This window comes from Pseudomonas sp. SMN5, assembly GCF_052041925.1.
In the GTDB taxonomy this organism is placed as follows: Bacteria; Pseudomonadota; Gammaproteobacteria; order Pseudomonadales; family Pseudomonadaceae; genus Aquipseudomonas.
The window spans coordinates 34172-54685 of sequence record NZ_JBKGGX010000021.1 but is presented as its reverse complement, the minus strand read 5'-3'; the positions used below and the strand labels follow the sequence as shown (position 1 = coordinate 54685).

19 protein-coding genes are annotated in these 20514 nt (G+C 61.5%); 12 read left to right on the top strand and 7 right to left on the bottom strand.

All coding sequences use genetic code 11. The features are described 5' to 3' along the window. Window positions 1–84 precede the first annotated feature (84 nt). The gene (locus ACLEJR_RS20130; RefSeq protein ID WP_440815999.1) at window positions 85–564 is read left to right on the top strand and encodes an Lrp/AsnC family transcriptional regulator; all 480 of its coding nucleotides are present in this window, start codon (window positions 85–87) and stop codon (window positions 562–564) included. 243 nt (window positions 565–807) lie between these two features. Beyond that, window positions 808–1017 carry a DUF2788 domain-containing protein gene (locus ACLEJR_RS20125; RefSeq protein ID WP_003228500.1) on the top strand — a complete coding sequence of 70 codons (210 nt, stop codon included), beginning with the start codon at window positions 808–810 and terminating at the stop codon, window positions 1015–1017. Here ACLEJR_RS20125 and ACLEJR_RS20120 read toward each other — a convergent pair. Further along, window positions 1012–1578, bottom strand: coding sequence for a pseudouridine synthase (locus ACLEJR_RS20120; RefSeq protein ID WP_440816039.1), 567 nt, complete (start codon window positions 1576–1578; stop codon window positions 1012–1014). The genes ACLEJR_RS20125 and ACLEJR_RS20120 overlap by 6 nt on opposite strands. A 149-nt stretch (window positions 1579–1727) precedes the next feature. Further along, the gene (gene amn / locus ACLEJR_RS20115) at window positions 1728–3227 is read right to left on the bottom strand and encodes an AMP nucleosidase (protein WP_440798687.1); all 1500 of its coding nucleotides are present in this window, start codon (window positions 3225–3227) and stop codon (window positions 1728–1730) included. Between the two features lie 352 nt (window positions 3228–3579). Between amn and ACLEJR_RS20110 the strand changes: the two genes are divergently transcribed. Next, window positions 3580–4785: a hypothetical protein gene (locus ACLEJR_RS20110; RefSeq protein WP_440815998.1), complete on the top strand. Its 1206-nt coding sequence runs from the start codon at window positions 3580–3582 to the stop codon at window positions 4783–4785. Between the two features lie 94 nt (window positions 4786–4879). Here ACLEJR_RS20110 and ACLEJR_RS20105 read toward each other — a convergent pair whose 3' ends face one another. Together ACLEJR_RS20105 and ACLEJR_RS20100 are read right to left on the bottom strand one after the other, a co-directional pair. Continuing rightward, on the bottom strand, window positions 4880–6529 hold the full coding sequence (locus ACLEJR_RS20105; RefSeq protein ID WP_440815996.1) for an acyl-CoA dehydrogenase family protein: 1650 nt from the start codon (window positions 6527–6529) through the stop codon (window positions 4880–4882). Between the two features lie 74 nt (window positions 6530–6603). Then, on the bottom strand, window positions 6604–8988 hold the full coding sequence (locus tag ACLEJR_RS20100) for a hybrid sensor histidine kinase/response regulator (RefSeq protein ID WP_440815994.1): 2385 nt from the start codon (window positions 8986–8988) through the stop codon (window positions 6604–6606). 410 nt (window positions 8989–9398) lie between these two features. Here ACLEJR_RS20100 and ACLEJR_RS20095 point away from each other — a divergent pair, with 410 nt between their 5' ends. The 4 genes from ACLEJR_RS20095 to ACLEJR_RS20080 all read left to right on the top strand — a co-directional run bounded on the left by ACLEJR_RS20095 (window position 9399) and on the right by ACLEJR_RS20080 (window position 12919). Next, on the top strand, window positions 9399–10196 hold the full coding sequence (locus ACLEJR_RS20095) for a hydroxymethylpyrimidine/phosphomethylpyrimidine kinase (RefSeq protein WP_440798729.1): 798 nt from the start codon (window positions 9399–9401) through the stop codon (window positions 10194–10196). A 17-nt stretch (window positions 10197–10213) separates the two neighbouring features. After that, the gene (gene thiE / locus ACLEJR_RS20090) at window positions 10214–10840 is read left to right on the top strand and encodes a thiamine phosphate synthase (protein WP_440815991.1); all 627 of its coding nucleotides are present in this window, start codon (window positions 10214–10216) and stop codon (window positions 10838–10840) included. 23 nt (window positions 10841–10863) lie between these two features. After that, on the top strand, window positions 10864–12147 hold the full coding sequence (gene hemL / locus ACLEJR_RS20085) for a glutamate-1-semialdehyde 2,1-aminomutase (RefSeq protein WP_440815989.1): 1284 nt from the start codon (window positions 10864–10866) through the stop codon (window positions 12145–12147). Between the two features lie 217 nt (window positions 12148–12364). Continuing rightward, the gene (locus ACLEJR_RS20080; RefSeq protein WP_440798696.1) at window positions 12365–12919 is read left to right on the top strand and encodes a tetratricopeptide repeat protein; all 555 of its coding nucleotides are present in this window, start codon (window positions 12365–12367) and stop codon (window positions 12917–12919) included. A 165-nt stretch (window positions 12920–13084) separates the two neighbouring features. Here the strand turns inward: ACLEJR_RS20080 and ACLEJR_RS20075 are convergent, their stop codons facing one another. Beyond that, entirely contained in the window at window positions 13085–13414 is a 330-nt protein-coding gene (locus ACLEJR_RS20075; RefSeq protein WP_003185742.1) for a DUF1820 family protein, read from the bottom strand. 132 nt (window positions 13415–13546) lie between these two features. Here ACLEJR_RS20075 and miaB point away from each other — a divergent pair, with 132 nt between their 5' ends. The 5 genes from miaB (at window position 13547) to lnt (ending at window position 18985) form a co-directional block, all read left to right on the top strand. After that, entirely contained in the window at window positions 13547–14875 is a 1329-nt protein-coding gene (miaB, locus tag ACLEJR_RS20070; RefSeq protein WP_440798699.1) for a tRNA (N6-isopentenyl adenosine(37)-C2)-methylthiotransferase MiaB, read from the top strand. A gap of 217 nt (window positions 14876–15092) precedes the next feature. Continuing rightward, on the top strand, window positions 15093–16103 hold the full coding sequence (locus ACLEJR_RS20065) for a PhoH family protein (RefSeq protein WP_440798700.1): 1011 nt from the start codon (window positions 15093–15095) through the stop codon (window positions 16101–16103). Next, window positions 16096–16554: an rRNA maturation RNase YbeY gene (gene ybeY / locus ACLEJR_RS20060; RefSeq protein ID WP_440815986.1), complete on the top strand. Its 459-nt coding sequence runs from the start codon at window positions 16096–16098 to the stop codon at window positions 16552–16554. The genes ACLEJR_RS20065 and ybeY overlap by 8 nt, the downstream gene beginning before the upstream one ends. Window positions 16555–16594: 40 nt before the next feature. Beyond that, a complete protein-coding gene (locus tag ACLEJR_RS20055) occupies window positions 16595–17434 on the top strand; it encodes an HlyC/CorC family transporter (RefSeq protein WP_440798704.1) in 840 nt (279 codons plus the stop codon). Between the two features lie 27 nt (window positions 17435–17461). Next, complete coding sequence (gene lnt, locus ACLEJR_RS20050) at window positions 17462–18985, top strand: apolipoprotein N-acyltransferase (protein ID WP_440815983.1); 1524 nt, start codon at window positions 17462–17464, stop codon at window positions 18983–18985. Between the two features lie 152 nt (window positions 18986–19137). Here lnt and ACLEJR_RS20045 read toward each other — a convergent pair whose 3' ends face one another. Both ACLEJR_RS20045 and ACLEJR_RS20040 read right to left on the bottom strand, forming a co-directional pair. After that, complete coding sequence (locus tag ACLEJR_RS20045) at window positions 19138–19899, bottom strand: YdcF family protein (protein WP_440798708.1); 762 nt, start codon at window positions 19897–19899, stop codon at window positions 19138–19140. A gap of 102 nt (window positions 19900–20001) precedes the next feature. After that, window positions 20002–20325 (bottom strand): hypothetical protein, encoded by a 324-nt coding sequence (locus tag ACLEJR_RS20040; RefSeq protein WP_440798710.1) that lies wholly within the window; start codon window positions 20323–20325, stop codon window positions 20002–20004. Between the last annotated feature and the right edge of the window lie 189 nt (window positions 20326–20514).

Below are 20514 nucleotides of genomic sequence, written 5' to 3'. Positions count from 1 at the left end.
AGATTGCGTAAATAAACATCACTTGCGCAATTTTTAACCTCGGATAGATAATCTGCCGCAATTATCAAGATAAAGGCCCGACCGATGAGCAAACTCGACCGTTACGACCTGAGCATTCTGGCGGAATTGCAGCGCGACGCACGCATCTCCAATCAGGAACTGGCCGAACGCATCGGCTTGTCGCCTTCTCCCTGCTCGCGTCGGGTCAAGCAGTTGGAGGACGACGGCTACATCACCCGCCAGGTCGCCCTGCTCGATCGCAAGTTGCTCGGCCTGAGCCTGACCGCCTACGTGCTGATCGGCATGGACCGCCACACCCCCGAGCGTTTCGAGAACTTCGAAGCAGCGATCCGCAACCTGCCGCAAGTGCTGGAATGCAGCCTGGTGACCGGCATGGATGCCGACTATCAACTCAAGGTCGTGGTGCCCGACATGGACCACTACCAGAAATTACTGTTGGGACACCTGACCCGGATCGACGGCGTCACCAGCGTGCGCTCCAGCTTCGTGCTCAACCAGGTGCTCAGCAGCACGGAACTGCCGTTGACTCACCTGCGCAACTGAAGCCGCCAAGCCCTTTGTGGGAGCCGAGCTTGCTCGCGATAGCGGTGGAACAGTCACACCGTTGCCGGCTGGCATGCCGCCATCGCGAGCAAGCTCGACTCCCACAGGGTCCAGGCAGGTCAAAAAACAACATGGTCACAAGGCGATGAACAGCTGCGACACACCGCCGCAGGCCAATCCCTAGCTCATCCCCCATGCCGTATAATCGCCCAGCCTTTCAACCCCCCACGCCGGAGTATCCCGATGGATCCTGCTGTTTTCGAAGAGTGGATGATGACCGGCCTGGTCAGCATCCTGATCATTTTCATGGGCTTCATCGTCTGGGATCTGGCGAAGAAATCCAAGGCCGGGCGTTTCGGCTCGTTCATCCTGTTCTTCGTACTGGGTCTGGGCGTGGCCGCCTTCATCATCAAGAGCGTGGTGATCGGCCTGATCGAATCCGGGGCGTTATAAGCGCGCCGGTACTTCCTTCCACTGGCCCTGGTCCAGCCCTTCGAGGGTCCAGTCGCCGATTCTGACCCGCACCAGTCGCAGCGTCGGCAACCCCACCGCAGCGGTCATGCGCCGCACCTGGCGATTGCGCCCTTCACGAATCACCAGTTCCAGCCAGCTCGTTGGAACACTTTTACGAAAACGTACCGGCGGATTGCGCGGCCACAGTTGCGGCTCATCCAATGGGCGGGCCTCGGCGGGCAAGGTCATGCCGTCGTTCAACTCCACCCCATCGCGCAGGCGCTGCAACTGCTCGGCACTCGGCTCGCCTTCCACTTGTACCCAATAGGTCTTGGCCAGCTTATGTGTGGGATCGGCGATGCGCGCCTGCAGTTGTCCGTCGTTGGTGAGCAACAGCAACCCTTCACTGTCACGATCCAATCGACCAGCCGGGTAGATACCGGGCACGTCGATGAAATCCTTGAGCGTCGCCCGCCCTTCCCCATCGCTGAACTGCGTCAGCACATCGAAAGGCTTGTTGAACAGAATCAGCCTGGGCTCGGCCGGTGGAGCCTTGGCCACCCGACGCGGGGCGCTGGCTTGGGGCCTGGCGCCAGGACGGCGTGAAGCGGGACGTGGAGGACGGGGCATGGCGATTACAACATCTAACGGTCAGGGCCGACCATGCTAGTGGCCCGACCGTTAAATAACCACTGCCCGTCAACAGGGCATCAGCGGAACGGCGGCTCGTCGAAGCTGCGCAGTTTGCGTGAGTGCAACGAAGTGAGTTCGGTGCGCAGCAGATCCAGCGCCTCGATACCGATCTTCAGGTGCTGGTTGACCGCACGCTCATAAAACGCGTTGGCCGAGCCCGGCAGTTTGATTTCGCTGTGCAACGGTTTGTCCGACACGCACAACAACGTGCCGTACGGCACCCGCAGGCGATAGCCCTGGGCGGCGATGGTGCCGCTTTCCATGTCCACTGCCACGGCACGGGACAGGTTGATCAACGGCCGCTCCTGGGCCCAGCGCAGTTCCCAGTTACGATCGTCGTAGGTCAGCACGGTGCCTGTGCGCAGGCGTTTTTTCAGCTCATCGCCCTTCTCGCCGGTGATGTTCGCCGCGGCCTGTTGCAACGCCAGCTGCACCTCGGCCAGGGCCGGGATCGGAATGTTCGGCGGCACCACCCGGTCGAGAATTCCATCGCGACGCATGTAGGCGTGGGCCAGCACGTAGTCGCCAATGGTCTGGGACTGCCGCAGCCCGCCGCAGTGACCGATCATCAGCCAGCAATGCGGGCGCAGCACCGCCAGGTGATCGGTGATGTTCTTGGCGTTGGACGGACCGACGCCGATGTTCACCAGGGTCACGCCATGGCCATCGCTGGCCTGCAGGTGATAGGCCGGCATCTGGTAACGGTGCCAGACCACGCCGGCGGCGATGGCCGACGCTTCGCCGTGGTCCATGTTCTTGTCGATGATCACGTTGCCCGGCAGGACCATGCGCACGAAACGCGGATCACTGCGCAGTTGCTCCAAGCCATGCACGATGAATTGGTCGACGTAGCGGTGATAGTTGGTCAGCAGGATCCACGGCTGCACATGGCGCCAGTCGCTGCCGGTGTAATGCACCAGGCGCCTCAGAGAAAAGTCCACGCGAGCGGCGTCGAACAGCGCCAGGGGCAGCGGGTCGGTATTTTCCCAGTCGTACAGGCCGTCGGCGATGCCATCGGTGGCGGCCGACAGGTCAGTGCTGGGGAACACCCGCGCCAGCACCGCAGCGGTCACGCCGGAGCCGGCCAGCTCATCGCCCTGCTCCACCACGTACGGGTACGGAATATTCTGCTCGCTGACGCCGACTTCCACGGTGACCGTAAAGTCGTGCATCAGCGGGACCAGTTGTTCCAGCAGGTATTTGCGGAACGCGGCAGGATGGGTGACGGTAACGCAGTAAGTGCCCGGCAACTGGACCTTGGCATAGGCGCGAGTGGTTTGCGGGACTTCGCCATGGCAGTGATAGGTCAGGCGCAGGGCCGGGTAGCGAAACAACGCCCGTTCCTCGGCACTCGGCTCGACACGGTCCTTGAGATAACGCATCAGCGCCTGGTTCAGCGCGGTGGTCGCACGCTCGTGCAGGGCCGCCAGGCGATCCACGGCTTGTTCGGCGGTTTGAACGACAATAAACGCTTCGGTCACGATCAGCTTCCTGTGTTCTGACTTGCAGGCCTTCATCTTGCCTGCATCGTCGTCTTACGGGAACAGTGGCTTAATGGGCGCTGTTGGGCAGCCGCTCATCCCAAAGCCATGGCAAATCCCTGTGGGAGCGAGCCTGCGCGAAAGCGGTCCTTCAGTCGGTGCGCTGGTTGGAGGTGCCATCGCCTTCGACGCATAACTCGAGGCCCACTCACCAGTCATTGCTTGCCCCTATCGACGCCCAGCTCACAATAGCTGTCAATTTTGACAGTATACAGAACAGCTACTTATGTGGTTCTGTTCTTGTGCCTGTTGCCAATCATAAAGCCGTATCGATTAAGAAGTTGATTGGGTTGTAAGGGCTCCCTCTAACAACCAAGGTCCACTCCAAATGAACACATCAACCAAAAATGGCACTGCTGCCGGGAACTTCGATGATAGCTTCGGAACTCAGGGAATTGTTCGCGTCCAACTGCCGACCGGGTCGTTTCACGGCACATCCAAGCTACTACCTGATGGAAAGATACTGTCAATTTCAGGGACCGAGCAAGTAGACACTCTGGCAATTGTGAGACACACAACTGAGGGGGTGCTAGATACCACATTTGGCAATGAAGGTGTGGTCCTTACTCGACTCCCAATCAGCACCAACTTCAAACTATTGAACTTCGTCGTATTAGCAAATGGAAAAATTGTCGTGGTTGCAGCGCTGGGTGAAAACTTCGATTATTTCCTTGGAGCACTGTTCGTTCGCCTGCTTCCCGATGGCCGTCTGGATCTTATGTTTGGCAGTGGTGGCGTCACAACTTTCGATATAGAGCTGGCGAATCGTTATAGAGCGGGAATAGCCGCTAAAGAGGATGGAAGCATCTTTGCGGCAACCGAAACCAGAGATACCGGAGCGGGGCGCGACGGGGTTATTTTTGGTCTCAATGCAGCGGGCAAGCCTGATGTGGATTTCGGTAACAACGGAATGGTGTACTCAATGGAAGGCGCCAGCTTTCAATCCATCGCTATACAAACAAACAAGATTCTGGTCAGTGGCATTTACCAAAAAGGCGGACTCATCGCTCGTTATACCAATCAGGGCGAGCTCGACTTGAGTTACGGCGGTTTCAATCAGGGGTATGTTTTAATTGATGGCACGGGGGGCGCTCATGTAGAGCTCATCCACTTGGCCCAGCAATCTGATGGAAAGACATTGGCTGCAGGATATATATTCAAAGGAGAGATGGGCAGCCTGCTGGGGACGTTACCTCTTCTGTCACGCGTTAATGCAGATGGCACACAAGACGGTACGTTCAACGGAGGAAACGCTCTGGAAATATTCGTACCCAACGAATCAGACTACGGATGGCACGCTTTGCATACCACGGCACAACCGGACGAAAAACTCATCGTGCTATGTCAAAAATCCAACCGAACCGCCTTGCTTCGATATATGAAAGACGGCTCCCCGGACGCCAACTTCAACGCCCCGGCACTCCAACTGATGGGTTCAAGACCGCTCCCGGCCATTCAGTTACAACCTGACGAGAAAATTTTGGTTTCTGGCTCGATCGACGGCATCGGTACCATTGTCCGACTGCTGGGTTAATCGAAGGATCATGTGAAGAGGGAATCATCAGTTTCCCTCGTCACGTTACCGTCCAAGCCACTACCCCATGCAAGTGATCACGATGATCGCCTTGTCAGATCCCCAGCGGGGTCGAACGGCCCACAATCGCCTCTACATCAACCCCGCGAGGCAAGCTGCCGTAAGCCCGCCCGCTTCCCTGCAATCGACTGGCGATGAAACCGTCGCTGACCTCGGCATTGCCCGCTTCCAGCAACAACTTGGCTTGCAAGGCCAGCGCAATATCCTCGGTCAATTGCCGGGCGCGGTACTGGATGTCATCGGTGTCCTTGAACGCCGCCTGCAACCGGTCGATATGAGCGGCCAGGCGTTTGTCGCCATGGCCGTCACCCAGTTCGCTGAACAACACTTCCAGCACCCCAGGCTCCTTGGACAGGGCACGCAATACGTCCAGGCATTGCACGTTACCGGAGCCTTCCCAGGTCGAGTTGACCGGCGCCTCGCGATACAAGCGCGGCAGGATGCTGTCTTCGACGTAACCGGCGCCGCCCATGCATTCCGCCGCTTCGTTGATCATGACCGGGGCGCGCTTGCAGATCCAGTACTTGCCCACCGCCGTCACCAGTCGGGCGAATCTGGCTTCGTGCTCGTCATTCAAATGGTCCAGCGCCCGGCCCATGCGCAGGCTCAAGGCCAATGCGGCCTCGCTTTCCAGCGCCAGGTCGGCCAGGACGTTCTGCATCAGCGGCTGTTCGCTCAACAGCTTGCCGCCGACCTTGCGATGGGCACAATGGTGGCTGGCCTGGGTCAGCGCCTGGCGCATCAGGGCGCTGGAGCCGACCATGCAATCGAAGCGGGTCATGGCGACCATCTCGATGATGGTCGGCACGCCGCGCCCTTCTTCACCGATCATCCAGGCCAACGCGCCACGAAATTCCACTTCGCTCGAGGCATTGGAGCAATTACCCAGCTTGTTCTTCAGCCGTTGGATATAGAACTGGTTACGGCTGTCGTCCGGACGATGGCGCGGCAGCAGGAAACAGGTCAGGCCCTTGTCGGTCTGGGCCAGCGTGAGGAAGGCGTCGCACATCGGCGCTGAACAGAACCATTTATGCCCCACCAGCTCATAGGCCTGGCCCGGACCACTGGCACCCACCGGGTAGGCCTTGGTGGTGTTGGCCCGCACGTCGGTACCGCCCTGCTTCTCGGTCATCGCCATGCCCAGGGTGACCCCGGCCTTGTGGGTCATGCCGACATTGCGTGGGTCATACTCAGTGGCGAGCACCTTGGGCAGCCAGCGCTCTGCCAGGTCCGGCTGCAAGCGCAGCGCCGGCACGCTGGCGAAGGTCATGGTCAGGGGGCAGCCGGTGCCGGCTTCGGCCTGGCTGTGCAGATAAGTCATCGAGGCACGGGCGACATGGGCGCCGGGTTGCGGATGAGCCCAGGGCAGGCTCGGCAGGCCATGCTCGACGGCGGTGCGCATCAGTTGGTGGTAGGCCGGATGAAATTCCACCAGGTCGATCCGATGCCCATAGCGGTCATGGCTGGAAAACACCGGTTTGTTCTGGTTGGCCAGGAATCCCGCCTCCATCAGCGGCCCGCCGGCCAATGCCCCATACTCATCGATCCGCTCCTGTGCCCAGCCCGCGCCGAAGCGCTGCGACCACTGCTGCAATGGCAGGTCGATGCGGTACAGGTTGACGCCGTCCAGGGACGGTGGCTGATTGGTGACGGCGTGGGTTTCGGCGAACTGATGCAGGTTCATGACGGCGCTCCTCGGTCGGCCAACAGGGACTCAGTTAAGCACCGCCTTCAGGCCGAACAAAGTGTCATATCCGCCTAAATATCGGCGCTTTCACCCTGTTTCGGACAAAGCACGCGACGCTGTAGCACTGCCTGCAGCGCCTCGAATTTTACCGGTTTGGCCAGGAAATCGATCAACGCACCCGAAGGGCAAAAGCTTTGCTCGCGGTCCGGGCTGACCACCAGCACCGGCAGGTCCTCGCAGCCGGCCAGCGTACGGATCTGGCAGCAGACCGACGCCCCGTCCAACGGCGGCGACTGACAATCGAGCAGCACCGCATCGAAACTCTCGTCGCGCAGTATATCCAGGGCCGCCAGCCCGCTGTCGGCGGTGCGCACTCGGTAGCCCAGCTTGAGCAACATGCCACGCATGACCAACTGATCGATGTTGTTGTCATCCGCCAGCAACACCGTGCAATCCTGCGGCAGACGAGAGTCCTGGTGCGCGCTGAATGAAAGCGATGAAGAGACGGCCTCGGGCACGGCCACTTCAAAGTCGACGTCCAGCTGAAAGCGGCTGCCGCGCCCAGGTTCGGAGGTGTGGGTCAGGCGCCCGCCCAACAGTTCCACCAACTGTCGACAGATCGCCAGCCCGACGCCGAGCCCGCCGTACTCGCGGGTCATCGAACCGTCGAGCTGGAAGAAGCGCTGGTACAAGGTCGCTTCCCCGAGGTCGGTAAAGCCGATGCCGGTGTCGACCACCGCGAAGGACAGCACCAACCGATCCAGCTCGGTCATCCTGCCATTGACCCGCAGCACCACGCCCCCGACCCGGGTGAACTTGATGGCATTGTCCAACAGGCATTCCAGGCACTGGGTCAGCTTGCCGCTGTCGCCCACCAAACGGTCCGCCAGCCCGGGCGCCATGTCGACCTTGAAGTCCAGCCCCTTGGCCGCCGCGCTGGCATCGAACTGCACTTGCAAGGCATCGATCACCCCGCGCAGGCTGAACGGTACCGGCCGGGCCTTGAGCTTGCCGGCCTGCAACTCGGTGAGGGTTAGCATGCCGTTGACCATGCGCATCATGTCCCGCGCCGAGCCGGCGGCGGTCTGTTGGTACTGGGTCAGTTCCTCGTCCATTTCGACCGTTTCCATCAATTCCAGGGAACCGATCACGCCATTCATCGGCGTGCGCAGTTCATGGGTCAGTGTGGCGAGGAATTCATCCTTGAGCTTGTTGCCCTGGGCCAATTGCTGGTTGAGCACTTCCAGCTTCTGCCCGGCATCGAACAGGGTCTGGGCCTGTTGCTCGCGCATGGCATTGATGCGGTCGGCCAGGGCCAGGGACAACAGCGCCACTTCGATGGCCGAGCCGATCTGGCTGGCGTACATGGTCAGGAACACATTGGGCAGATAGCCAAGCACCATCAATGTGTTGACGATGCCTCCCAGCAGAAACGCCGACCAGGCGATGATGAAGTAGCGCGCCACTCGCAGCCCACGCCACCAGGCGAACAGCCCGGCGGCAAAGATCACCACGGTGAACACCAGCGCCAGCAACGTCGCCAGGCGCAGCGCCAGGGCATAGCTGGTCATCAGCGACAGCCCCACCACCGTGGCGCTGTAAGCGATCAGGGCCAACAACAGGCGGTCAAGCCAACGGCTGTGCTGCGCCGTTTGCAGGAAGCTGCGGGCGAACTGACTGCCGAACAAGCCCGCGCAACCGATGAAAAACGGCGTCGCGGCGTTGGCCCACCAGGGATTGTCCGGCCAGAAATACTCCACGGCCGCGCCATTGACCGACAACTGATACAAGCCGAACGAGGCGATATAAACAATGTAATAGAGGTAACTGGTGTCTCTTACGCTCAGGTAGATGAACAGGTTGTAGACCAGCATCCCCAACAGCACGCCATAGATGGTACCCAGCACATACAGGCGCAACGGCTGCTGTTCGAGATAAGCGGTGCTCGACCACAGCGTCAATGGTGCCTGGATCGAACCCTGGCTCTGCAGGCGCAGGTAGACGGTCTGCTGTTGGTTCGGCTTGAAGTCCAGGCTGAACAGGTAATTGTTCTGGCGAATTTCCCGGGCGGCGAATGGCAACGCGTCACCGGTCTGGCGAACCAGGCGATACGTCCCTGTGGCGTCCGGCAGATACAGATCGAGATGATCCAGCGGCGGGTAGGCCAACTCCAACAGCCAGGTGCGCTGGGCGTCCGGGTTGCCGGGACGGTAGCGTAGATCGATTTTGAGCCAGAACACCGAACGCGAATAACCGGCGTTCAAGGTGGCTTTGTCGTGGGGTTTGAAACGTCCGGCGGCGGCCTGGGCCACAACGTCTTCAATCGTAGCCGTGCCGTCGGCGTCTTCCAGCACTTGCAGGGCATGGCCTAGAGGCAGGCTTTGGGTGAGTTCATCGAATTCGAGGGCACTTGCCAGAGGCGACAAGCACAACAGCAACATCAGCAAATAGCGCATTTAAGCCCCAGCGTGGCCTGTCCGGTTGAGTCAGGAAGCCCCCCATTCCCTGAGTAGACGTAAAACCGGCATTACCTGTTATTGGTTGGATCCATCTCTAGCATAGCCGTTGATGGCCAACTTGCACCATTGAAATTTTTCCCACAGAAGGCTCTAGAACGGGCGTTTCAGCGCGAAGCATTGAGATAGAGCTGTTGCTTTGGTCAGGTGGGGAATCTAACCGGACGAACGTGGCGAGGGAGCTTGCTCTCGCTGGAGTGCGCAGCGCTCCCAAAAACCAGGGCCGCTTCGCAGCCCAGCGGGAGCAAGCTCCCTCGCCACAGAGGCAACCCACTAAGCAAGCGATTGAGTACAAATCCCGCAGAGCCCGAGCACCGATAAAACAGGTTTTGGTGGTAAGCTCGCGCACCATGAATATCTACAGCACTCGCCCCGTTGTCCTCTGTCTCTCCGGCCACGACCCCAGTGGTGGCGCCGGCTTGCAGGCAGATATCGAAGCCCTGCTCGCCCAGGGCTGTCATGCCGCCCCTGCGGTAACCGCGTTGACTGTGCAAGACACGGTCAACGTCAGCGATTTCCGCGTACTCGACCGGGAGTGGGTGCTGGCGCAAGCCAATGCCGTGCTCAACGACTCGCCGGTTGCGGCGGTCAAGCTGGGGATGCTTGGCTCATTGGAGATGGTCGACACGGTGGTCGAACTGCTTCAGGCCCATCCGCACCTGCCAGTGGTTTGCGACCCGGTGCTACGCGCCGGCGGCGGCGGGCGGCTGGGCAAGGATGAAGTCGGCTATGCCATGCGTGAGCGCTTGCTGCCGCTGGCAATCATCGCCACCCCGAACCTGCCCGAGGCGCGGATCCTCGCCGAACTGCCCGAGGGCAGCGCCGACGACTGCGCGGAAAAACTGCTGCCCTTCGTCAAGCACCTGCTGATCACCGGCGGTCACGGCGATGAGCATGAAGTCCATAATCGCCTGTACAGCCGCGACGGTCGCCGCGAAACCTTTACCTGCCAGCGCTTGCCCGGCAGCTACCACGGTTCCGGCTGCACCCTGGCCAGTGCCCTGGCCGGCCGGCTGGCCCAGGGCGAACAGCTCGCCAGCGCGGTCAAGACAGCACTGGATTACACCTGGCGCACCTTGCGCGATGCCGACCGACTGGGCCAAGGCCAGTTCGTACCGCGCCGCCTGCCGCTGGATTTCTGCTCTTAGCACCGGAGGCCTGTGGAATGAAATTACGTGGCCTGTACGCCATCACCGACAGCCAGCTGCTGGCCGGCAAATTCCTTGCTTATGTGGAGGCGGCGCTGGAAGGCGGCGTCACCTTGCTGCAATACCGTGACAAAAGCAGCGACGAGGCCCGACGCCTGCGCGAAGCCGAAGCGCTGCGCAACCTGTGCGAGCGCTACAAGACCCATCTGATCATTAACGATGACGCCGAACTGGCCGCGCGCCTGGGCGTCGGCGTGCACCTGGGCCAGACCGATGGCCCGCTGGCGCCGGTGCGGGCCTTGCTCGGGCACCAGGCGGTCATCGGCGCCACGTGCCATGCCAGCCTGGAACTGGCCGAACAGGCCGCCCGTGAAGGCGCGAGCTACGTCGCCTTCGGGCGCTTCTTCAATTCCAATACCAAGCCCGGCGCGCCCAGCGCAAACCTTGAACTGCTCGGCCAGGCCCGCCTCAAACTGCCTATACCGGTGTGCGCCATCGGCGGCATCACCCTGGACAACGCGCCCCCCCTGGTGGCCCGTGGCGTCGACCTGCTGGCCGTGATCCACGGTCTGTTCGGCGCCGAAAGTACCGGGGAAGTGACGCGCCGCGCCCGCGCATTCAATGATCTTTTGAAGATCAACTAATTTCCGTTTTCGAGAGCCCAACCATGTCCCGTTCCGAAACCCTGTTTACCAACGCCCAGAAACACATCCCCGGCGGCGTGAACTCGCCCGTGCGTGCATTCAAGAGCGTTGGCGGCACCCCGCTGTTCTTCAAGCACGCCGAAGGCGCGTACGTGACCGACGAAGACAACAAGCGCTATGTGGATTACGTTGGTTCCTGGGGCCCGATGATCCTCGGTCACAGTCATCCGGACGTACTCGAAGCGGTGCGCAACCAGCTGCAGCACGGTTTGTCCTACGGCGCCCCCACCGCCATGGAAACCGAGATGGCCGACCTGGTCTGCTCGATCGTGCCGTCGATGGAAATGGTGCGCATGGTCAGTTCCGGCACCGAGGCGACCATGAGCGCGATCCGCCTGGCGCGCGGTTACACCGGGCGCGACAGCATCATCAAATTCGAAGGTTGCTACCACGGCCATTCCGACAGCCTGCTGGTCAAGGCCGGCTCCGGCGCGCTGACCCAGGGCGTACCGAGTTCGGCTGGCGTGCCGGCGGCGTTCGCCAAACATACGCTGACCCTGCCGTTCAACGATCTCGAAGAAGTCAAGAAGATGCTCGCCGAGGTCGGCCAGGAAGTGGCCTGTATCATCGTCGAGCCGGTGGCCGGCAATATGAACTGCGTACCGCCGGCGCCGGGCTTTCTCGAAGGCCTGCGCAGCCTGTGCGATCAACATGGCGCAGTGCTGATTTTCGACGAAGTGATGACCGGTTTCCGCGTGGCCCTCGGTGGCGCCCAGGCCCACTACGGCGTAACACCGGACCTGAGCACCTTCGGCAAGATCATCGGCGGTGGGATGCCGGTGGGCTGCTTCGGCGGCAAGCGCGCCATCATGGAATGCATCGCCCCGCTGGGCCCGGTCTACCAGGCCGGCACGCTGTCGGGCAACCCGCTGGCGATGGCCGCCGGCCTGACCACCCTGCGCCTGATCAGCCGTCCGGGCTTCCATGCCGAACTGACCGACTTCACCACCCGCTTGCTCGACGGCCTGCAGATCCGTGCCGACGCGGCCGGCATCCCGTTCGTGACGACCCAGGCCGGCGGCATGTTCGGCCTGTATTTCAGCGGCGCCGATGACATCGTCACCTTCGACGACGTGATGGCCAGCGATGCCGACCGCTTCAAGCGCTTCTTCCACCTGATGCTCGAAGGCGGCGTGTACCTGGCACCGAGCGCCTTCGAGGCCGGCTTCACTTCCATCGCCCATGGCGAGGCCGAGCTGAAAATCACCCTCGACGCGGCCGAACGCGCCTTCGCGGCATTGAAATAAGCCTGTGGATAACTGACGCTGGCTGACACCGGCGTCAGTGATTGCCGACAACCTCCGTGACTTTTCCTACGCATTTAGCCGAGATGCAGCAATTGGCATGCATTCGCAGCAGAAAAACGAGTAAAGACTTTGTAAGGATGGCCCCGCTTATTTCATAATGCGCGCTTATTGGATCCCCCCGAGGGTCCGCGCGCCCTTCAGAGGTAAGTCGATTCCCATGAACCGCACCGGCCGCATCCTTGCCTTGGGCTGCCTGTTGCTCTTTCAGCCCCTGCTTGCGAACGCACAGGCAGGCGGCAACTCGTTGTTGATCCCGGCACTGGGCCGTTGCACGCTCAACACCCAGCCACAAGATCTCGCACCGGCACTCGACGCCTGTAAAAAAGCGGCGGACGCGGGTGATACACAAGCGCAATACGAATTGGGCGAGTTCTACTACGAAGGCAAGGCCGCGCCCCGCGACCTCAAACTGGCCCTGGACTACTTCGAAAAAGCCTCGCTGCAAGGCCATGCCCAGGCGCAATACAAGCTGGGCGGCATGTTCTTCCATGGCGAAGGCGTACCGGCCAACAATGTCCAGGCCTACATCGTCCTGAAGATGGCAGCGGTCAACGGCGCCGAAGAAGCCCTCGACACCGCCGACGAAGTCGCCGAGCAGATGCCTCGCGATGAACTGGAAGTCGCCACCCAAGTGCTGGGGCAGATCTTCCGCAAATACCTGATGGAACTGCAGAACGCCGACGGGCGCACGCCTTTTTCGCCGTTGCCCTGAATCCACCCTGGCCTTGGCTGGGAGCAGTTGTGGCGAGGGAGCTTGCTCCCGCTCGGTCGGTCCGACGCCTCGGGCGCAGCGACCGCAAAATTCTGGGGCCGCTGCGCAGCCCAGCGGGAGCAAGCTCCCTCGCCACAAAGGACTGCGCTCAACTTATCGACAAGTTTACTTCTCAGGCATCGGCATCGGAAACGGCATCACATTGCCGACCGCGCCGCGGGCTTCGCTGATTTTCGGCGTGCCGAGGCGTTCGACTTCGTCGATGCGCACGATAGAGTGCATCGGCACGAAGCTGCGTACCACACCTTCGAATTGCGCCTTGAGCTTTTCCTCGCTCGGGTCGACGACCACTTGCGTGCGCTCGCCAAAGACGAACTCTTCCACTTCCAGGAAGCCCCACAGATCACTCTGATAGATCTGCTTGGCGTACATTTCGAACACCTGGCCCTGGTTGAGGAAAATCACCTTGTAGATTGGAGCTTCACGTTTGGTCATGGCTGGCGAAACACATCGGCGGGTCAAAAAGAGGGCGCGAACTATAGCATAGCCACTGCTCGCGCAGCGGTAGGAACCGAGGGACTTGTTCCCTATAATGCGCGGTTCTTTGAATCACGTGATGACCCGTCCATGGCCAAGAAGCTTTATATCGAAACCCACGGTTGCCAGATGAACGAGTACGACAGCTCGCGCATGGTCGACCTGCTGGGTGAACACCAGGCCCTGGAAGTCACCGCCCGCGCCGAAGACGCGGACGTGATCCTGCTCAACACCTGCTCGATCCGCGAACGCGCCCAGGATCGGGTGTACTCCCAGCTCGGCCGCTGGCGCGAATTGAAGCTCGCCAACCCGGACATGGTCATCGCCGTCGGTGGTTGCGTGGCCAGCCAGGAAGGCGCCGCCATCCGTGATCGCGCACCCTATGTAGACGTGGTCTTCGGCCCGCAGACCCTGCACCGCCTGCCCGAGATGATCGACGCAGCCCGCGTGACCCGGCTGCCGCAGGTAGACGTGTCGTTTCCGGAAATCGAAAAATTCGACCACCTGCCCGAACCGCGCATCGACGGCCCCAGCGCCTATGTGTCGGTGATGGAAGGCTGCAGCAAGTACTGCACGTTCTGCGTCGTGCCCTATACCCGCGGCGAAGAAGTCAGCCGGCCGTTCGACGATGTGATCGCCGAAATCATCCATCTGGCGGAAAACGGCGTGCGCGAAGTGACCCTGCTGGGGCAGAACGTCAACGGCTATCGTGGCCTGACCCACGATGGGCGCCTGGCGGACCTCGCCGAGCTGATCCGCGTAGTAGCGGCGGTGGATGGCATCGACCGCATCCGCTACACCACCTCCCACCCGCTGGAGTTCTCCGACAGCCTGATCCAGGCCCACGCCGAGGTCCCGGAACTGGTCAAGCACCTGCACCTGCCGGTGCAATCGGGCTCCGACCGGATCCTCGCGGCGATGAAGCGCAACCACACAGCCCTGGAGTACAAATCCAAGCTGCGCAAATTGCGAGCAGCGGTGCCAGGAATCTGCATCAGCTCCGACTTCATCGTCGGTTTCCCCGGCGAAACCGAAAAAGACTTCCAGCAGACCATGAAGCTGATCGAAGACGTGGGCTTCGACTTCTCCTACTCCTTCGTCTACAGCCAACGCCCCGGCACCCCGGCTGCCGACCTGGCGGACGACACCCCGGAAGAATTGAAGAAAGAACGGCTCAATGCGCTGCAACATCGCTTGAACCAACAGGGTTTCGAGATCAGCCGACAAATGGTCGGCACCGTTCAGCGGATCCTGGTCACCGACTATTCGAAAAAAGACCCGGGCGAATTGCAGGGAAGGACCGAAAACAACCGCATCGTCAACTTCCGCTGCGACACCCCGGCACTGATCGGCCAGTTCGCCGACGTGCACATCGACTCCGCGCAACCGCACTCCCTGCGGGGTTCGTTGATCCAGTGACAACGTAGCCACCTGTGGGAGCGAGCCTGCTCGCGATAGCGGTGTATTAGTCAGCATTGATGTTACTGATCCGACGCTATCGCGAGCAGGCTCGCTCCCACAAAGGACCGCGTCGGTCGCCTGGAATCCGCCTGGGTCCGCTTAAGACCTTTCGCACCCAGCCTACTGGCGCTATCCTTGCTTTACCTCAATTGCCTCTGGGCGGCTAAAAACGACCTTGAACGCACCTATCGAACCACATCGCTTTATTCTGGAGCCCTTCGAGGCTCGCCGCTTCGCCAATCTGTGCGGGCAATTCGACGAGCATCTGCGCTTGATCGAACAGCGCCTGGCCATCGAGATCCGCAACCGCGGAAACCAGTTCGAACTGATCGGCGAACCCAAACACACCACCTCCGCGGAAAACCTGCTGCGCCGTCTCTACCGGGAAACCAAGGGGAGCGAGCTGTCGCCGGACACCGTGCACCTGTTCCTGCAGGAGTCGGCGCTCGAAGAACTCGACAACCACGCGCCATCGGAACCTGCCGTGGCCCTGCGCACGAAAAAAGGCATGATCCGTCCGCGCGGCCTGAACCAGCAGCGCTATGTGAAGGAGATCCTCGGTAACGACATCAACTTCGGCATCGGCCCGGCAGGTACCGGCAAGACCTACCTGGCGGTGGCCTGCGCGGTGGATGCGCTGGAACGCGAACAGGTGCGACGCATCCTGCTGGTGCGTCCGGCGGTCGAAGCCGGTGAAAAGCTCGGCTTCCTGCCGGGCGACCTGACCCAGAAAATCGACCCGTATCTGCGCCCGCTCTACGACGCGCTATACGAAATGCTCGGTTTCGAGTACGTCGCCAAGCTGATCGAGCGCCAAGTCATCGAGGTCGCGCCGCTGGCTTACATGCGTGGGCGCACCCTGAACAACAGCTTCATCATCCTCGACGAAAGCCAGAACACCACGGTCGAGCAGATGAAGATGTTCCTGACCCGGATCGGCTTCGGCTCCACCGCTGTCATCACCGGGGACATCACCCAGGTCGACCTGCCGCGCGGCACCAAATCCGGCCTGACCCACGTGATCCAGGTGCTCAAGGACGTACCGGGCATCAGCTTCACGCATTTCATGCCCAAGGACGTGGTGCGCCATCCGCTGGTGCAACGCATTGTCGAAGCCTACGAGCGTTTCGAGAATCGCGCCGACGAAGACGCCACCGAAGGCAAGGGCAATCGCCACAATGCTTGAACTCGACCTGCAACGGGCCAGCGACCTTCCTGCCCCCAGCGAAGCCCTGTTCCGCCGGTGGTGCGAGCTGGCCCTGCGCCAGCGCAGCGCCGATTCGGAACTGACGATCCGTCTGGTGGACGAACCGGAAGGCCGTGAGCTGAACCACACCTGGCGGCAGAAAGACTATGCCACCAACGTGCTGTCGTTCCCTGCCGACGTCCCCGATGAGCTGCTCGACATTCCACTGCTGGGTGACCTGGTGATCTGTGTCCCGGTGGTGGAGCGTGAGGCCGCCGAGCAAGGCAAGGCCTCCGAGGCCCATTGGGCCCATCTGGTGATTCACGGCTGCTTGCATCTTCTGGGCTACGACCATATAGAGGATGACGAAGCCGAGGAAATGGAAGCACTGGAACAAACGTTGCTTGCAGAGTTGGGTCACCCCGACCCCTACGCTGGCGACGAACACTGATACATCAACCTGTAACGACAAAGGATTCAGAGTAATCGCTATGAGCGAAGATCGATCGAGCAACGGGCAGAAGTCATGGCTGGGCAAGCTCACCCAGGCTTTTGCCCATGAGCCGAAAAATCGCCAGGAGCTGCTGGAGCTGCTGCGCGATGCACACCAGAACAAACTGCTGGACAGCGAAGCGCTGGCCATCGTCGAAGGCGCCATCCAGGTGGCTGACCTGCAAGTACGCGACATCATGGTCCCGCGCTCGCAGATGGTCAGCATCAAGGCGACCCAGACCCCACGCGAATTCCTGCCCGCAGTGGTCGATGCCGCCCACTCGCGCTACCCCGTGGTCGGTGAAAGCCATGATGACGTCATGGGTGTTCTACTGGCCAAGGACCTGCTGCCACTGATCCTTCAGGAGAACGGCGCCAGCTTCAACATCAAGGACCTGCTGCGTCCGGCCACCTTCGTGCCCGAGTCCAAGCGCCTGAACGTGTTGCTGCGCGAATTCCGCGCCAACCACAACCACATGGCGATCGTCATTGACGAGTACGGCGGCGTGGCCGGGCTGGTCACCATCGAAGACGTACTGGAGCAGATCGTCGGCGACATCGAAGACGAGCACGACGTCGAGGAAGACAGCTACATCAAGCCACTGCCCAGCGGCGATTTCCTGATCAAGGCGCTGACGCCGATCGAAAATTTCAACGAATTCTTCGACAGCCAATTCTCCGACGATGAGTTCGACACCGTCGGCGGCCTGGTGATGAGTGCGTTCGGCCACCTGCCCAAACGCAACGAAACCACGGAAATCGGCTCCTGGCGCTTTCGCATCCTGAACGCCGACAGCCGTCGGATCCACCTGCTGCGCCTGTCCCCTATTGCCCGATAACCCCTGCGAGACCCGCTAAGGACGAAAATGCGCTGGATAACCCGCCCCGGCTGGCCCGGTAACCTGCTGGCCGTGGCGGCTGGCGCGATCACCACCCTGGCCCTGGCGCCGTTCGACATTTGGCCGCTGGCACTGCTGGCGGTCGGGTTGTTCTACGCCGGGTTGCGCGAGCTTTCGCCACGCCAGGCCCTGGGCCGTGGCTGGTGCTTCGGCTTTGGCCTGTTCGGCGCCGGCACCAGTTGGATCTACGTCAGCATCCACAATTTCGGCGGAGCCTCGGTGCTGCTCGCCGGGTTGCTGATGCTGCTGTTCATTGCCGCCATCGCCTGGTTCTTCGCCCTGCCCGCCTGGTTGTGGGCGCGCTGGCTGCGACGCAACGAAGCACCGCTGGCCGACGCCCTGGCGTTCGCCGCGCTGTGGTTGGGCCAGGAAGCATTCCGCGGCTGGTTCCTCACCGGTTTTCCCTGGCTCTATTCCGGCTACAGCCAGCTCGACGGTCCATTGGCCGGCCTCGCGCCGCTGGGCGGGATGTGGCTGATTTCCTTTACCTTGGCCCTGACCGCCGCGCTGCTGTGCAACGCGCCCCGCTTGATCCGCCACGGGCGCAAAGGCTTTATCGCCGCGGGCGTGGTGCTGCTGGCCGGCCCCTGGTTGGCGGGCATGGCGCTCAAGGGCCATGCCTGGACCAGCCCGTCAGGCGATCCACTGAGCGTCGCGGCGATCCAGGGCAACATCGAACAAAGCATGAAGTGGGACCCCGAGCAGCTCAACGCCCAGTTGGCGCTGTACCGCGACATGAGCTTCGCCTCCAAGCGCGTCGACCTGCTGGTCTGGCCGGAAACCGCGGTGCCGGTGCTCAAGGAATCGGCCCAGGGCTACCTGGACATGATGGGCAGCTTCGCGGCCGAGCGGCATTCGGCGCTGATCACCGGCGTACCGATTCGTCAGTTGGTGCACCGCGAGAAACGTTACTTCAATGGCATCACCGTGACCGGTGAAGGTGACGGCACCTACCTGAAGCAGAAACTCGTGCCATTCGGCGAGTACGTGCCGCTGCAGGACCTGTTGCGCGGGCTGATCGCCTTCTTCGACCTGCCCATGTCGGACTTCGCCCGCGGCCCGGCGGACCAACCCTTGCTGCAAGCCAAGGGCTACCAGATCGCACCGTTCATCTGCTACGAAGTGGTGTACCCGGAGTTCGCCGCCGGCCTCTCGGCCCGCAGCGACCTGTTGCTGACCATCAGCAACGACACTTGGTTCGGCACCTCCATCGGCCCGTTGCAACACCTGCAGATGGCCCGGATGCGCGCGCTGGAGGCAGGCCGCTGGATGATCCGCGCCACCAACAACGGCGTGACCGGCCTGATCAACCCCTTCGGCCAGATCACCGCCCGGATCCCGCAATTCGAACGCGGTATCCTCTACGGCGAAGTGGTGCCGATGCACGAGCTGACGCCTTACCTGCAATGGCGTTCGTGGCCGCTGGTCATCCTGTGCGTATTGTTGCTGGGATGGGCATTGATGGCGGGTCGGATGGCCAAGACGCTCTGATACTGCCCTCCAAGTTTGTGTGAACACTTTGTGGCGAGGGAGCTTGCTCCCGCTGGGCTGCGCAGCAGCCCCAAAAAACAGGGCCGCTGCGCGCCCCAGCGGGAGCAAGCTCCCTCGCCACAACGGCATTCGCCTTACCCGGTGCCGTGCCCTCAGCGATAGAACACCCAATACCCCACCAACCCCACCGCCTCATTCATCAACTGTCCGGACTGCCAGATCGATTTGAACTCCGGCATCCAGCCACCCAGTGGCCGGGCGTTGTCCGGCCCGAGAAAGCCCACCGGCGCCGGCACCACTTCAAACCCCGCACGCTGGAAGCTCAACAGAGCCCGTGGCATGTGCCAGGCCTGGGTCACCAGCACGACCCGGCGAGCACCCGCCGGCAGCAGGATCTCGGCGCTCATCCGGGCGTTTTCCCAGGTGGTGCGGCTGCGTCCTTCCTGCCAGCGCACGCTCACGCCGAAATCATCCTGCATCGAATCGGCCATCAGCTGCGCCTCGCTGGGAGGCGTGTCGTAATGCAGGCCACCGGAGGTCAGCACCGGCAACCCCGAGGCCTTGGCCAGTCGCGCCGCATAGCGCTGGCGCTCAAGCCCGACGCCGGTCGGCTGGTCGGCGCCCCAGGCCGGGTCGCCGCGCTCGCGACCGGAGCCCAGCACCACGATGGCATCGGCACGCTGGGCCAGGGTTGCCCAGTCGCTGCGTGGCAATGGCGGCTCGCGCTCCAGGGCTTTGGCGCCCCACTGCACCACCACTGGCAGGCTCATCAGCCAGAAACCGCCCAGGCCGATACAGAAACACCAACGCGCCAGGCGCGGCCTGGAGTTGCGCCACCACCAGGCAAGCGCCAGCAGCAGCAACAGAATGCCGGGCGGCAATAGAAGTTGTTTGATGAAATAGCGAAACGGCATCGGGCATCTCCAGAGATGCCCGAAGCCTAAGTGGGTTGACGCAAAGCGACAACAGATTCGAAACAGCCTTGAACCGAAAAAAGTGACATGCGGGAATCCGGCTTACTTGAACTGCAGCGACCGGACCTTTACAGCATCCTTGTCAGGCGTCCGGTCCTTGAGCCATACAATCTTGGCCGAACGGGGCGCATCGAGACGCTTTTCTGCCTGGGCCCCGGTGGTGGGGGCCTGATGTCCGGCCTGCTCAAGATAAGCCTTGACCAGTTCGAACTCCGCGGGGCTCAAGCCTCGCAGTTCCAGCTCTGCCGGACGTTCATTACGCAAGCGACCGGCGGTTCTTGCAGCGTCCAGGGCCACCCCGAGACGATCGATCAGTTTTTCGTACAACTCAGGTGTCGTTGTTACTTTTAGCTGTGATTCAACCATCCCTCACCTCATTGAAGATAAGACTCACTCCCCATTGAGAAGCTTAGCTTCGCTGGGCGAACCGGCAGGTCGCCGCGACCAACGGCCCTGAACGCCTGTCGGCACCGGCTGTCGCCCCTGCCCGGACGCAATCAGGGTTTCCCTCGGCCGAGTGCGGTCATGTATGCTACGGCGCTTCCTGTAACTCCA

What these genes read in the sequence shown, in the direction of transcription:
- ACLEJR_RS20130 (WP_440815999.1), top strand. Translation starts at nt 85, where the DNA reads ATGAGCAAACTCGACCGTTACGACCTGAGCATTCTGGCGGAATTGCAG.
- ACLEJR_RS20125 (WP_003228500.1), top strand. Translation starts at nt 808, where the DNA reads ATGGATCCTGCTGTTTTCGAAGAGTGGATGATGACCGGCCTGGTCAGC.
- amn (WP_440798687.1), bottom strand. Translation starts at nt 3,227, where the DNA reads ATGAAGGCCTGCAAGTCAGAACACAGGAAGCTGATCGTGACCGAAGCG.
- ACLEJR_RS20110 (WP_440815998.1), top strand. Translation starts at nt 3,580, where the DNA reads ATGAACACATCAACCAAAAATGGCACTGCTGCCGGGAACTTCGATGAT.
- ACLEJR_RS20105 (WP_440815996.1), bottom strand. Translation starts at nt 6,529, where the DNA reads ATGAACCTGCATCAGTTCGCCGAAACCCACGCCGTCACCAATCAGCCA.
- ACLEJR_RS20100 (WP_440815994.1), bottom strand. Translation starts at nt 8,988, where the DNA reads ATGCGCTATTTGCTGATGTTGCTGTTGTGCTTGTCGCCTCTGGCAAGT.
- ACLEJR_RS20095 (WP_440798729.1), top strand. Translation starts at nt 9,399, where the DNA reads ATGAATATCTACAGCACTCGCCCCGTTGTCCTCTGTCTCTCCGGCCAC.
- thiE (WP_440815991.1), top strand. Translation starts at nt 10,214, where the DNA reads ATGAAATTACGTGGCCTGTACGCCATCACCGACAGCCAGCTGCTGGCC.
- hemL (WP_440815989.1), top strand. Translation starts at nt 10,864, where the DNA reads ATGTCCCGTTCCGAAACCCTGTTTACCAACGCCCAGAAACACATCCCC.
- ACLEJR_RS20080 (WP_440798696.1), top strand. Translation starts at nt 12,365, where the DNA reads ATGAACCGCACCGGCCGCATCCTTGCCTTGGGCTGCCTGTTGCTCTTT.
- ACLEJR_RS20075 (WP_003185742.1), bottom strand. Translation starts at nt 13,414, where the DNA reads ATGACCAAACGTGAAGCTCCAATCTACAAGGTGATTTTCCTCAACCAG.
- miaB (WP_440798699.1), top strand. Translation starts at nt 13,547, where the DNA reads ATGGCCAAGAAGCTTTATATCGAAACCCACGGTTGCCAGATGAACGAG.
- ybeY (WP_440815986.1), top strand. Translation starts at nt 16,096, where the DNA reads ATGCTTGAACTCGACCTGCAACGGGCCAGCGACCTTCCTGCCCCCAGC.
- ACLEJR_RS20055 (WP_440798704.1), top strand. Translation starts at nt 16,595, where the DNA reads ATGAGCGAAGATCGATCGAGCAACGGGCAGAAGTCATGGCTGGGCAAG.
- lnt (WP_440815983.1), top strand. Translation starts at nt 17,462, where the DNA reads ATGCGCTGGATAACCCGCCCCGGCTGGCCCGGTAACCTGCTGGCCGTG.
- ACLEJR_RS20045 (WP_440798708.1), bottom strand. Translation starts at nt 19,899, where the DNA reads ATGCCGTTTCGCTATTTCATCAAACAACTTCTATTGCCGCCCGGCATT.
- ACLEJR_RS20040 (WP_440798710.1), bottom strand. Translation starts at nt 20,325, where the DNA reads ATGGTTGAATCACAGCTAAAAGTAACAACGACACCTGAGTTGTACGAA.